The sequence below is a fragment of the Lysobacter enzymogenes genome (assembly GCF_017355525.1).
Classification (GTDB): domain Bacteria; phylum Pseudomonadota; class Gammaproteobacteria; order Xanthomonadales; family Xanthomonadaceae; genus Lysobacter; species Lysobacter enzymogenes_C.
In genome coordinates this window covers 2,074,817-2,086,710 of record NZ_CP067395.1, presented here as the reverse complement: position 1 = coordinate 2,086,710, position 11,894 = coordinate 2,074,817, and the positions used below count along the sequence as shown (strand labels likewise).

At 70.1% G+C, this 11,894-nt stretch carries 11 protein-coding genes and 1 tRNA gene; 8 read left to right on the top strand and 4 right to left on the bottom strand.

Going from position 1 to position 11,894, the window contains the following annotated elements:
• Positions 1 to 96 precede the first annotated feature (96 nt).
• The 5 genes from pheT (at position 97) to JHW38_RS08650 (ending at position 3,820) form a co-directional block, all read left to right on the top strand.
• Complete coding sequence (gene pheT, locus JHW38_RS08670) at positions 97 to 2,493, top strand: phenylalanine--tRNA ligase subunit beta (protein WP_207525555.1); 2,397 nt, start codon at positions 97 to 99, stop codon at positions 2,491 to 2,493.
• 45 nt (positions 2,494 to 2,538) lie between these two features.
• Entirely contained in the window at positions 2,539 to 2,853 is a 315-nt protein-coding gene (locus tag JHW38_RS08665) for an integration host factor subunit alpha (RefSeq protein ID WP_036101930.1), read from the top strand.
• Positions 2,834 to 3,190, top strand: coding sequence for a MerR family transcriptional regulator (locus JHW38_RS08660; RefSeq protein ID WP_057948383.1), 357 nt, complete (start codon positions 2,834 to 2,836; stop codon positions 3,188 to 3,190). Before JHW38_RS08665 ends, JHW38_RS08660 begins: the two co-directional genes overlap by 20 nt.
• A gap of 132 nt (positions 3,191 to 3,322) precedes the next feature.
• Positions 3,323 to 3,399 (top strand) — tRNA-Pro (locus tag JHW38_RS08655).
• A gap of 235 nt (positions 3,400 to 3,634) precedes the next feature.
• The gene (locus tag JHW38_RS08650; RefSeq protein WP_207525554.1) at positions 3,635 to 3,820 is read left to right on the top strand and encodes a hypothetical protein; all 186 of its coding nucleotides are present in this window, start codon (positions 3,635 to 3,637) and stop codon (positions 3,818 to 3,820) included.
• Between the two features lie 128 nt (positions 3,821 to 3,948).
• Here JHW38_RS08650 and JHW38_RS08645 read toward each other — a convergent pair whose 3' ends face one another.
• A complete protein-coding gene (locus JHW38_RS08645) occupies positions 3,949 to 4,938 on the bottom strand; it encodes a TraB/GumN family protein (protein WP_207525553.1) in 990 nt (329 codons plus the stop codon).
• Between the two features lie 288 nt (positions 4,939 to 5,226).
• Between JHW38_RS08645 and JHW38_RS08640 the strand changes: the two genes are divergently transcribed.
• The 3 genes from JHW38_RS08640 to JHW38_RS08630 are packed head-to-tail and all read left to right on the top strand — an operon-like array spanning position 5,227 to position 7,586.
• Positions 5,227 to 5,622, top strand: a complete 396-nt coding sequence (locus JHW38_RS08640) for a hypothetical protein (protein WP_207525552.1) — start codon at positions 5,227 to 5,229, stop codon at positions 5,620 to 5,622.
• A 12-nt stretch (positions 5,623 to 5,634) separates the two neighbouring features.
• Positions 5,635 to 7,242, top strand: coding sequence for a PepSY-associated TM helix domain-containing protein (locus JHW38_RS08635; RefSeq protein ID WP_207525551.1), 1,608 nt, complete (start codon positions 5,635 to 5,637; stop codon positions 7,240 to 7,242).
• Positions 7,243 to 7,253: 11 nt separating this feature from the next.
• Positions 7,254 to 7,586: a DUF3325 domain-containing protein gene (locus JHW38_RS08630; protein WP_207525550.1), complete on the top strand. Its 333-nt coding sequence runs from the start codon at positions 7,254 to 7,256 to the stop codon at positions 7,584 to 7,586.
• Between the two features lie 221 nt (positions 7,587 to 7,807).
• Here JHW38_RS08630 and dxs read toward each other — a convergent pair whose 3' ends face one another.
• The 3 genes from dxs to JHW38_RS08615 all read right to left on the bottom strand — a co-directional run bounded on the left by dxs (position 7,808) and on the right by JHW38_RS08615 (position 11,785).
• Positions 7,808 to 9,718 carry a 1-deoxy-D-xylulose-5-phosphate synthase gene (gene dxs, locus JHW38_RS08625; protein WP_207525549.1) on the bottom strand — a complete coding sequence of 637 codons (1,911 nt, stop codon included), beginning with the start codon at positions 9,716 to 9,718 and terminating at the stop codon, positions 7,808 to 7,810.
• 227 nt (positions 9,719 to 9,945) lie between these two features.
• A complete protein-coding gene (locus JHW38_RS08620; protein ID WP_207525548.1) occupies positions 9,946 to 11,130 on the bottom strand; it encodes a hypothetical protein in 1,185 nt (394 codons plus the stop codon).
• 142 nt (positions 11,131 to 11,272) lie between these two features.
• Complete coding sequence (locus JHW38_RS08615) at positions 11,273 to 11,785, bottom strand: HNH endonuclease (RefSeq protein ID WP_343225452.1); 513 nt, start codon at positions 11,783 to 11,785, stop codon at positions 11,273 to 11,275.
• Positions 11,786 to 11,894 lie beyond the last annotated feature (109 nt).

Genomic DNA, 11,894 nt, shown 5'->3' with positions numbered 1-11,894 from the left:
GCGATAGTTCCAATTCCGACGTCCTTCGCCCCGTCGTCCCCACAGTTCGCCAACCCCGCTTTTCACTCCCGCTTTGCTTCCCCGGCTCCCAAACCCATGAAATTCAGCGAAAACTGGCTCCGCCAGCACGTCCCGACCGCCGCCACGCGCGATGAGCTCGCCGCGACCCTGACCGCGATCGGGTTGGAAGTCGAAGAAGTGACCGCGCTCGGCGCGGCGCTCGACGGCGTCGTCGTCGCGCGCATCGTCAGCGCGCAAAAGCATCCGGAAGCCGACCGCCTGCAGGTGTGCTCGGTCGATACCGGCCACGGCACCGTGCAGATCGTCTGCGGCGCGCCGAACGCGCGCGCCGGTCTGGTCGCGCCGCTGGCCACGGTCGGCGCGTCGCTGCCGGGCGGGATGCAGATCAAGGCGGCCAAGCTGCGCGGCGTGGAGTCGTTCGGCATGCTGTGCTCGGCCAAGGAGCTCGGCATCGACGCCGATGCGTCCGGCCTGCTGGAACTGCCGGCCGATGCGCCGGTCGGCCAGGCGCTGGCGCAGTACCTGGGCCTGCCCGACGCCAGCATCGAGATCAAGCTGACCCCGAACCGCGCCGACTGCTTCAGCGTGCGCGGCATCGCCTTCGACGTCGCCGCGGCGACCGGCAGCGCGGTCGCGCCGCTGGCGATCGAACCGGTGCCGGCGACGATCGAATCGACCCTGACCGTCGAACTCGACGCCGGCGCCGACGTGCCGCGCTATTGCGGCCGGGTCATCGAAGGCGTCGACGCGAGCGCGCCGACGCCGGTGTGGATGGCCGAGCGCCTGCGCCGCAGCGGCGTGCGCCCGGTGTCGTTCCTGGTCGACGTCACCCAGTACGTGATGCTCGAAATCGGCCAGCCGATGCACGCCTTCGACCGCGACACTTTGGTCGGTCCGGTCGGCGCGCGGCGCGCGCGCAAGGGCGAGGCGACGCAACTGCTCAACGCCCAGGAAGTGACCCTGGACGAACAGTTCATCGTCATCACCGACGGCGCCGGCGCGGCCCAGCGCGTGGTCGCGCTCGGCGGGGTCATGGGCGGCTACGACAGCCGCGTCACCGACGCCACCCGCAACGTGTTCCTGGAAGCGGCGCACTTCGCCCCGGCCGCGATCATCGGCCGCGGCCGCAAGCTCGGCCTGCACACCGACGCCGGCCACCGCTTCGAGCGCGGCGTCGATCCGGAACTGCCGCGCACCGCGATCGAATACGCGACCCGGCTGATCGTCGACATCGCCGGCGGCGCGCCCGGCCCGCTGACCGAATCGGCGCTGCCCGAGCACCTGCCGCAGCCGCGGCCGGTGACCCTGCGCCGCGCGCGGCTGGCGCGCGTGCTCGGCCTCAGCGTCGCCGACGCCGAGGTCGAACGCATCCTGCAGGCGCTGGGCCTCGCCGTGGAGCGCAGCGACGACGGCTGGCGCGTGGTTGCGCCGAGCCGCCGCTTCGACATCGCCATCGAAGAAGACCTGATCGAAGAAATCGCCCGCATCCACGGCTACGACCGCATCCCGACCACGCTGCCGGGCGGCGCCTCGCGCCTGATCGCGCCGACCGAGACCCGCGTCGACGCGCCGACCGTGCGCCGGCAGATGGCCGCGCGCGATTACCTGGAAGCGGTCAACTACGCCTTCGTCGACGCCGCCTGGCTGGAGCTGTGGCAGGCGGGCGAGGGCGCGGTGGCGCTGGCCAATCCGCTCAGCGCCGAACTCGGGGTGATGCGCACGATGCTGCTGCCGGGCCTGGCCGCCGCGCTGTCGCGCAACGCCGCGCGCCAGCAGGAGCGGGTGCGCCTGTTCGAGCTCGGCAACGTGTTCCATGCCGTGCCCGGCGATGCGCCGCGCGAAACCCAGCGCATCGCCGCCGCGGTCGTCGGCAGCGCCGGCGCCGAGCAGTGGGCGCGGCCGGCGCAGCCGGTCGGCTTCCACGACCTGCGCGGCGACCTCGACAGCCTCGCCGCCGCGGCCGGCGCGCGCCTGGACTACCGTCCGGCGGCGCCGTCGTGGGCGCACCCCGGCCGCAGCGCCGACGTGTGGCGGGTCGACGGCGGCCGCGAGCTGCGCCTGGGCTGGATCGGCCAGCTGCATCCGCGCCTGTTGAAGGCGCTGGACCTGGACAGCGCGGTGATCGCCTTCGAACTCGATCTGACCGGGCTGACCGAGCGTGCCATCGCCAAGGCCGGAGCGCAGTCCAAGTACCCGTCGGTGCGCCGGGATCGCGCGTTCATCGTCGCCGATTCGGTGCCGTGGGCGGCCATTCAGGCGACCGTTCAGGCCGCCGCCGGGCCCAGCCTGCGCGAGTTGGTGCTGTTCGACCGCTACCAGGGCAAGGGCGTGGAAACCGGATTCAAGAGTCTCGCTATGGGCTTGATTCTGCAGGATGAATCGCGCACCCTGACCGACCGGGACGTGGATGCGGTGGTGGCCGAAGTGACCGCCGCGGTCGAACGCGAACACGGTGCCAGGCTGCGCGCCTGACGCCTCGCGCGGCCGTCACGGTCCGGACGTTATTCAGAGGTCACCATGGCACTTACCAAAGCGGAAATGGCCGAGCGTCTGTTCGACGAAGTCGGACTGAACAAGCGCGAAGCCAAGGAGTTCGTCGACGCGTTCTTCGATGCGTTGCGCGAAGCGTTGGAACAGGGGCGCCAGGTCAAGCTGTCGGGTTTCGGCAACTTCGATCTGCGCCGCAAGAACCAGCGCCCGGGCCGCAATCCGAAGACCGGCGAGGAGATTCCGATTTCCGCGCGCACGGTGGTGACGTTCCGTCCGGGCCAGAAGCTCAAGGAACGAGTCGAGGCGTACAGCGGAGGCGAACATGCTGGATCCGGGCAGTAACCGAGAGCTTCCGCCGATTCCGGCCAAGCGCTACTTCACCATCGGTGAGGTCAGCGAGCTGTGCGACGTCAAGCCGCACGTGCTGCGGTATTGGGAAACCGAGTTTCCGACCCTCAATCCGGTCAAGCGCCGCGGCAACCGCCGCTACTACCAGCGCCACGAAGTGCTGATGGTGCGGCAGATCCGCGGCCTGCTGTACGAACAGGGCTACACCATCGGCGGCGCGCGCCTGCGGTTGGAAGGCGAAGCGGCCAAGGACGAATCGGCGCTGTCGTCGCAGATCGTCAAGCAGGTGCGGATGGAGCTGGAAGAAGTGCTGCAGCTGCTGCGGCGCTGACGGCGAGAACCGGCGGCCCGCGCCGCGCCGAACCGCGGCGATCTCCAGTTCCCCAACCCCGATTCCCCATTCCCCGCTTCTAACCGCTATACTTGCCGCCCGCTCGGCAAGAGCGGACATCGCAAGACACGTCGGGGCGTAGCGCAGCCTGGTAGCGCATCTGCCTGGGGGGCAGAGGGTCGTCGGTTCAAATCCGGCCGTCCCGACCATTTGCGAAGTCGCAGTACCGAGGCCCTGGCGAACGCCGGGGTTTTTCGTTTCCGGGCTGCGGGGTTTCGATTGTGCGAGGGCCTTCAGGCCCGAGGCTTTCCATTCCGGCGCGACGCAGCCGCGTTCGCCTGATCGCAGCCTCTGCGAAGTCCCCGCGCGAAAATAGCGGACATGGCCGACGGCCAGGTCCCCGAACCGGCAGGGCAGGATGCCGGCGCAGCGAGGAAGCTCCCTATGACCCCGACGCCGCTGGAACGCACTGGCGAATTCGAGCGCACCGACAACGGGTGGGTGCTCAAGTTCTGGATCCGCGAGGACGCCGGCCTGCGCCTGCGCCATGAAGTGTTCGACGATACGCAGGCGTTGCTGCGGCGGATCTATGAGGTGTTCGGACGGGTCGCGCAGGAAGCCGCTGGCTGAGCGCGGCGGGAGATCGGTCGCTGCGGGTCCAGGGCGTCGGGGCTGAAGCTCCGCCCGCAACCTCCGCAGACGCGGCGGTTGCGGGAAGGGCTTCGGCCGCGACGCTTTCCGCTCGAGCCGCCGCGAACCTACGGATCTTCGACGGTATAGCCTGCCGCGCGCAGCTTATCCAGCAACCCGCCGTTCTCGAGCAGATCCGCCACCGGCAACGAGGCGAAGGTGCTGTTGTTCTTGGCGATGGCTTCCTCCGCGCGCTCCAGCCAGTTCGCGGTCACGCGCTGGCGCAGGTCGCCGAGGTTGAGGCGCTTGGCCACGCCGGTCGCGGCCAGCGCGTCCAGGCAGGTGCGGTACTGGTCGCCCTGCGGCAGGGTGCGCAGGGTGGCGATGTCGCCGACGGCCCAGGCGTTGCCGCGCGCGCGCATCGCTTCCAGGTCGGTCTCGATGCGCGAGAGGGTCTTGGCGAAGCACTCGCGGTCGTCCATCGCGCTGTCGGCGAATTCCTTGAGCGTGGCCTTGGGGTCGTCGATCTTCAGCGTCACCCGCGCCTCGGTCACCGGTACGCCGTGCTGCTTGGCGGCTTTCTCGACCACCGGTTGGACCACGCCCTTGAGCGACAGCCCCGATTGCTTGATCGCCGCTTCGTACAACTCCTGCGCGGCGAAGATCGGCCGCCATTTCTCGACCCCGCCGTCGCGGCCGATGTAGCGCGCCTTGAGCAGCGACCAGCGCGCGTACAAGTCGGCCGGGACCACTTCGTCGAGGGTCTTGCCGTCGGGGTTCTTGCGCGCCTTCAACGCGGTGGGGATCAGAAGCATGGTGCGGAACATGCCCAGCTCGGTGCCGAGGCTGACCGAGGGCGGGGCGATGACTTCCTGCGAATCGGCGATGGTCGCCTCGACCTGGCGCGACAGCCAGGTCATGTCCTTCGGCAGCGGGCTGACCGTGCCGAGGATCCACAGCACGTGGCCGCCGCGCATGACTTTCCACAGGCCGGGGCCGGGCTGTTCGCCGGTGACCACCAGGGTGTCGAGGTCGCGGATGTCGCCCGCGGGCGGGGTCTGCGCCGAGGCGGCCGGCAGCAGCGCCAGCAAAGCGAGGGCGGTAAGGGCGCGGCGCATCCGGGGCGTCTCGAAGGGGGAGGGGGAAGCGTGCGGATCGTAGCCGGTACGCCGCATCGCCGGTGTGCGCATCTGTAACACGCTCTGGCGTATTCGCGGTGGCGGTGTGGCGACTCGATCGCCGCATTTGGTTTGCAAATGAGAACCATTGCCAACTAGACTGGGCGCGCCGGCCCGTCCGGCGCGGGCGCGTTCTGCCCAACCCAGCACGCCCCGCCCGTCGCCCGTTCCATCCGATCCGGTCCCCGGCAGGACGCCGCCGGCCGCATTCACGACCCGAAGCCCGCAATGACGCAAAGCTCCGCCCCTCCGGCCGCCGCCCGCGCCGGCCTCGATCCGCGCGCCGCCGCGCCGGCGCGCAAGCCGCGCGCGAAGCTGTCGTGGCGCTACCGCGGCGAAGTCGCGGTGCGCGCGTTCGCCGCGATCGTGATCGGTTACTTCGTCGCCTACGGCTTCGCCGCGTTCTTCAGCCTGGTGCTGCCGTTCTCGCGGGTCGATGCGGTGGTGACCGCGAGCCTGCTGAGCTTTTTCGTCTGGTGCGCGGCGGCGATGTACGCCTTCGCCGCGCGCAGCGCCTGGCGCGCGTGCTGGGCGCCGGCGCTGACCGCCGCGCTGTTACTGTGGGCGGCCAAGCTGTGCGGCGCGCTGGCGCTGTTCCCCGGCGCAGCGCCGGCGGCGATGTGAGGTGACACGACAATGAAGAACACTTTCTCGCAAGCGATGGCATGGCTGCACACCTGGGCCGGTCTGGTGATCGGCTGGCTGCTGTTCGTGATCTTCGTCGGCGGCACCATCGCCTGCTTCGACAAGGAACTGACCCACTGGATGCAGCCCGCGCTGCACGGCCACGAGCGCAGCGCCGACAGCGTCAGCCTGGACGCGGCGGTGGCGCAGTTGCAGAAGGTGGCGAAGGAACATCCGCACGCCTACTACATCACCCTGCCGGGCGAGCGCAGCAAGTCGCTGGAAGGCGGCGTGTACTACGACGCCGGCGATCCCGACCTGCTGAGCCTGGACCCGACCACCGGCGCCAAGATCCCGGAAACCGCCGGCGGCGAATTCTTCTTCACCCTGCACTTCAACCTGCATTCGCCGACCTGGGGCATGTACATCGTCGGCGTCGCCGGCATGTTCATGCTGATCGCGATCCTCACCGGCATCGTGATCCACAAGCGCATCTTCAAGGACTTCTTCACCTTCCGCCCGAAGAACGGCGGCCAGCGCGCGTGGCTCGACGGGCACAACCTCACCGGCGTGCTCGGCCTGCCGTTCCATCTGATGATCGCCTACACCGGCGTTGCGATCTTCGTCGCCAACTACATGCCGGCGGGGCTGTACACGGCGTTCAACGGCGACGTCGAGAAGTTCTTCGTCGAAGCCTCCGACAGCTACGAGCGGCCGGAAACCCACAAGCCGCTGAAGACGATCCACTCGCTCGACGCGCTGATCGCCGACGCGCGCGCGCGCCTGGGCCAGCCGGTGACCTGGGCCAGCGTGCACCATCCCGACGACACCAGCGCGACGATCTCCTTCGGCGGCGACCACAGCCAGGACGTGGCCTGGAACTTCCGCCAGGTGTTCTACGACGCCAACGACGGCCGCTTCCTGCACATCAGCGGGCCGATGGCGGCCGGCTACAAGACCTATACCTTCATCGGCGGCATGCACATGGCGCAGTGGGGCGGCAGCGCGCTGCGCTGGCTGTACTTCGTCATGGGCATCGCCGGCTGCGTGATGATCGCCAGCGGCATGCAGGTGTGGGTCAACAAGCGCGCCAAGAAGATCGCCGAAGCCGGCAGCCTGTCGGGCTACGGGCTGGTGCAGGCGCTGAACCTCGGCGTGGTCGGCGGCCTGCCGTTGGCGAGCACGGCGATGGTGATCGCGAATCGGTTGATTCCCGCCGACGCCGCGGCGCGTTCGAACGCCGAGATCACGGTGTTCTGCGCGGTGTGGATCGCCGCGACCCTGTACGCCGCGATTCCGGCGGTGCACAAGCGCGGCTGGGGCCAGTTCTTCGCCCTCAACGCGGTCGCGTTCGCGCTGATCCCGCTGGTCAATTTCGCCACCGCGCCGAACAGCCACCTGCTCGCGGCCCTCGGCCGCGGCGACTGGTCGCTGGCCGCGGTCGACCTGACCGCGTTCGCGCTGGCGCTGGGCTTCGCCCTGCTGGCGCGGCGCAGCTTCGCCAAGGCGCGCCAGCCGGCGCCCGAACGCAAGCCGCGGCGCGAGCGCGCCGGCGCGGCGACCGACACGCCCGCGGGCGACACCCCTGCCGGCGGCGCGCCGGCGCTGGCCGATCGCTGAGGAGCGCGCGCATGCTGTGGTTGGGATTGTGTCTGGCGCTGGCGGCGTGGTGCCTGCTGAGCCTGGGATTGGAAAAGCACCATCAGCAGGTGTTCGCCGGCGCGTTCCGCCCGGCTCGCGCGCGCGTCCTGCGCGGCGCCGGCTGGGCCTTGCTGGCGCTGGACTTCGGCCTGTTCGCGTACGGCTGGGGCTGGGCGCAGGGGCCGATCTTCTGGACCGCGGCGCTGATCGTGTCGGCGCTGGCGTGGACCTTGCTGATGACGATGGCGCCGAAGGCGAGCGCCAAGGTCGCGGTGGCGGCATTGGTCAGCGCGTTCGTGGCGATGCCGTTCTGGGTCGGCTGAGCGCAATGCGGCGTTCGCGGTAATCGGTATGGCGCGGTCGCGGCTCGCGCCGCTCCTGCAGTCGCAAACGAATCCCCTGTAGGAGCGGCGCGAGCCGCGACCGCGACAACGCAACTACGACGAATGTCGCCGACGGATTCGCAACGGCGACCTGCAAACTCATCAAAACGAAAACGCCCGGCATCGAGCCGGGCGTTTTCGTTATTCGCGACGCAGTTCTTTCACCCCGCCGCAGACTGCGGCGCCGGCTGCGCCGCCAACTGCGGCCAGCGCTTGAGCACGCTGGCGCGGATCGACGCCGCGTCCAAACCGGCTTCGGCCAGCAACTGCTCGCGGCTGGCGTGATGCTGGAACGCGTCCGGCAAACCCAGGTGCAGCACCGGCAACACGATGCCCTCGGCGCTCAGCAGCTCGGACACGCCGCTGCCGGCGCCGCCGGCGACGACGTTGTCTTCCAGCGTCACCAGGCCTTCGTGGCTCTTGGCCAGTTCCAGGATCAGCGCGCGGTCCAGCGGTTTGACGAAGCGCATGTTGACCAGGGTCAGGCCGAGCTCGGCGGCGACCTGTTCGGCCGCCGGCACGATCGCGCCGAACGCGAGCAGGGCGACGCGCTGGCCGCTGCGGCGCAGCTCCGCCTTGCCGATCGGCAGGGTGTCGAGGTCGGGCTGGATCGCGACGCCGGGGCCGGTGCCGCGCGGATAACGCACCGCGGCCGGGCCGTGGTACTGGAAACCGGTCGACAGCATCTTGCGGCACTCGTCCTCGTCGGCCGGCGCCATCACGACCATGTTCGGTACGCAGCGCAGATAGGACAGGTCGAGGTTGCCGGCGTGGGTGGCGCCGTCGGGGCCGACCACGCCGCCGCGGTCGATCGCGAACAGCACGTCGAGGTTCTGGATCGCCACGTCGTGCACGAGCTGGTCGTAGCCGCGCTGCAGGAAGGTCGAGTAGATCGCCACCACGGGCTTGGCGCCTTCGATCGCCATGCCGGCGCCGAGCGTGACCGCATGCTGCTCGGCGATCGCCACGTCGAAGTAGCGCTGCGGGTATTCCTTGCTGAAGCGCACCAGGCCCGAGCCTTCGCGCATCGCCGGGGTGATGCCCATCAGGCGCTCGTCGGCGGCGGCCATGTCGCACAGCCAGTCGCTGAAGATGTCGGTGTAGGTCGGCTTCTTCGCGCCGGGCTTGCTGATCAGGCCTTTCTCGGGATCGAACGGGCCGACCGCGTGGTAACCGATCTGGTCGCCCTCGGCGAGCTCGTAGCCTTTGCCCTTGGTGGTGATGATGTGCAGCAGCTGCGGGCCCTTGAGGCCCTTGAGCGTCTTCATCGCGTGCAGCAGCGCCGACAGGTCGTGGCCGTCGATCGGTCCGGTGTAGTGGAAGCCGACTTCCTCGAAGAAGGTCGAGGGCACGAACATGCCCTTCCAGTGCTCCTCCCAGCGGCGCACGAACTTGGCCGCCGGCTTGCGCTTGTCGCCGAGCAGCTTCTTGCCGCCTTCGCGGATCGCGTTGAGGGTGCGGCTGCTGGTGAGCCGGCCGAGCATCTTGGTGACGCCGCCGACGTTCTCGGAAATCGACATCTGGTTGTCGTTGAGGATCACCAGCAGGTTCGGCTCCGGGTCGCTCATGCCGCCGGCGTGGGCCAGCGCTTCGAACGCCATGCCGGCGGTCATCGCGCCGTCGCCGATCACCGCGACCACCTTGCGGTCGTCGCCGCGGCGCTGCGCCGCCACCGCCATGCCGAGCGCGGCCGAGATCGAGGTCGAGCTGTGGCCGACGCCGAGGGTGTCGTACTCGGATTCCTCGCGGTTCGGGAACGGCGCGACGCCGTCCTTCTGCTTGACCGTGTGGATGCGGTCGCGGCGGCCGGTCAGGATCTTGTGCGGATAGCTCTGGTGGCCGACGTCCCACACCAGCCGGTCGACGGGCGTGTCGTACAGCCAGTGCAGGGCGACGGTCAGCTCGATCACGCCGAGCCCGGCGCCGAAATGGCCGCCGACCAGGGCGACCTGCTCGATCAAATAGGCGCGCAGTTCCTCGGCGATCGCCGGCAGTTCCTCCTCGGGAAAGCGGCGCAGGTCGGCGGGGACCTGGATGCGGGAAAGACGCGGGTAGCGCTGCGAATCGATCATTACGACCACTGGCGTTCAGCTGGTCGAACATTGTCCCGCCGACGTGTGAGGCGGGCAAGAAGTGTGACGATTCTGGGTTCAGCTCAGTGCGGTCGGCCAGATTGGGTCAGTTCCCGGCGCGAACCGGGTCACAACGCCGTTCGCCGCCGTTGCGCGGCGTTGGCGCGCGTTCGGCGCTGTTGCGGCGCCCGGGCGCCGCAACGCCCGCGACGCCCGGTCGCAGCCGCTCAGCGCCCGCGCAGACGCCCGAACAGGCCGCCGGACTTGGCCTGTTCGGCCGGCGGCGGGTCGCCCTCGGCCTCGGCGAAGCCGGTGGCGAGGTTGGCGTTGATGAAATCGGCAACCTCGGCCTCGGTCACGCCGCTGGCTTCGGCGATCTCGGCCAGGTGCGCCGGGCCCTTCATCATCACCGTGGCGATGCGGAAGTGCTTGGGGTATTCGCGCTCGGTCTGCGGCCACTTGGTCATGCGGTAGCGGCGCGCGGCGTCGTAGCCCGGGGCCAGACGGCCGCGGCCGGCGAGCAGGTTGCCGAACCACACCAGCCGCGCCAGCGGCATCGGCGCGCCCATCTGCGCGGCGGCGGCGTCCCACTGCGCGACCGGCAGCAGTTCGAATTCGGACGCGGCGAAGCCGCGCTCGAACAGGCCGGACAGCGGCTTGAGCGCGCCCGGGCCGTGGTAGCGGCGCTGTTCGGTGTCGATCAGCAGGCGTTCCTCGCCGCTGCCCACGCGCAGCAGGCCGCGCAGGCGGCCGGGCACCAGCCAGTCGAGCAGGCCGTCGCCGTTGGCGGTGACGCTGGCGGCGGGGGCGGCGGGCGATTGGATCGGGGCTGCCGCGACGGGTGCGGCGGCGGGCGCCGGTGCCGATGCGACAGGGGCCGGCGCGGGCGCGGCGGCGGCCGGAACAGAGGCCGGCGCGGCAGCGGCCGGCGCCGCAGCGGCGACGCTCGCCGCCGGCGCGAACGGCGCGGCGGCCTTGGCCTGGGCCAGGTCGGTCTGCAGCAGTTCCACCACCACGTCCGGCAGCGCCGCGGTGGGATCGGTGCGCGGCTGCTGCGGAATCTCGACCGGCTTGGGCGCGGCCGGCGCCGCGGCAGCGGCGGCGACCGGCTCGCCGGCGATCTCGCCGAGCAAGGCGGCGATCGAGTCGGCGCTGAAGGGATGGCCGAGCAGGAAGTCGGCCTGGGTGCGCTGGGCCGCGGTCAGGGCGATCACCGACTTGCCCGCAGCGTGCAGGCGCAGCCAGCTCATCGGTCCGTACATGCTGTCCATGTCGACCACGACGAAATCGGCCTGCGGCTCCGGAACCAGGGTCCAACGGCCGCCGAGACGGGTGTTGGCCACCTTGAAAGCGGTCTGCAGGGCAGACTCCGTCGCCGGGTCCATACCGGTCAGACCGAGGGTCAAAGGCATCGCGAATGTGTCCGTAAGTCGATGGCGACGAGTGTCCGGGACGACCGTAACGTCGTCAACGAGCGCAACGCGTCGCTTATGCGCGCACTTCGGCACATTCCATGGGGCACAGGCCGCGATACTGCGACCGCGCTCACGGCTTCTAGCCGTGGATGCGCGCGTTCTTCGGCAGCTGGTTCTTCAGGAACGCCATCTGGTCGGCGAGGATGTTCCTGTTCGACAGGATCAGGTGCTCGACCCAGCTCGGCCGGTACGGCACCGCCAGCAGCGGCATGCCGGCCTGCTGCGGGGTGCGGTTGCCCTTGCGCGAATTGCAGCCGAAGCACGCGGCGACCACGTTCTCCCAGATGTCGCGGCCGCCCTTGGACACCGGCACGACGTGGTCGCGGGTCAGGTGCGGGCGGTGGAAGTCGTGGCCGCAGTACATGCACAGGTGGCCGTCGCGCGCGAACAGCGCGGCGTTGGTCAGCGCCGGGGTCGGGTCGAGCGCGCCGGGGCGCGCGTGGCCGCGCGCGGCGACGATCGGATGCAGTTCCAGCACGCTGCGCTCGCCGGTGAAGCGGTTGATGCCGCCGTGCACCTGCAGGCAGGGTTCGCCGAGGGTCCAGGCGACCGCGCCGCGCGCGTACAGGCAGGCGGCGTCTTGCCAGTTCATCCAGTCGAGCACGCGCCCGTGCGCATCGAGCGCGAGCAATCGCACCGAGTTCAGGCGTTCCAAGGGGTTGCGCGGCACTGCGCGCGGCCCGGTCCAGGGCGAATAGGCT

What these genes read in the sequence shown, in the direction of transcription:
- pheT (WP_207525555.1), top strand. Translation starts at nt 97, where the DNA reads ATGAAATTCAGCGAAAACTGGCTCCGCCAGCACGTCCCGACCGCCGCC.
- JHW38_RS08665 (WP_036101930.1), top strand. Translation starts at nt 2,539, where the DNA reads ATGGCACTTACCAAAGCGGAAATGGCCGAGCGTCTGTTCGACGAAGTC.
- JHW38_RS08660 (WP_057948383.1), top strand. Translation starts at nt 2,834, where the DNA reads ATGCTGGATCCGGGCAGTAACCGAGAGCTTCCGCCGATTCCGGCCAAG.
- JHW38_RS08650 (WP_207525554.1), top strand. Translation starts at nt 3,635, where the DNA reads ATGACCCCGACGCCGCTGGAACGCACTGGCGAATTCGAGCGCACCGAC.
- JHW38_RS08645 (WP_207525553.1), bottom strand. Translation starts at nt 4,938, where the DNA reads ATGCGCCGCGCCCTTACCGCCCTCGCTTTGCTGGCGCTGCTGCCGGCC.
- JHW38_RS08640 (WP_207525552.1), top strand. Translation starts at nt 5,227, where the DNA reads ATGACGCAAAGCTCCGCCCCTCCGGCCGCCGCCCGCGCCGGCCTCGAT.
- JHW38_RS08635 (WP_207525551.1), top strand. Translation starts at nt 5,635, where the DNA reads ATGAAGAACACTTTCTCGCAAGCGATGGCATGGCTGCACACCTGGGCC.
- JHW38_RS08630 (WP_207525550.1), top strand. Translation starts at nt 7,254, where the DNA reads ATGCTGTGGTTGGGATTGTGTCTGGCGCTGGCGGCGTGGTGCCTGCTG.
- dxs (WP_207525549.1), bottom strand. Translation starts at nt 9,718, where the DNA reads ATGATCGATTCGCAGCGCTACCCGCGTCTTTCCCGCATCCAGGTCCCC.
- JHW38_RS08620 (WP_207525548.1), bottom strand. Translation starts at nt 11,130, where the DNA reads ATGCCTTTGACCCTCGGTCTGACCGGTATGGACCCGGCGACGGAGTCT.
- JHW38_RS08615 (WP_343225452.1), bottom strand. Translation starts at nt 11,785, where the DNA reads ATGAACTGGCAAGACGCCGCCTGCCTGTACGCGCGCGGCGCGGTCGCC.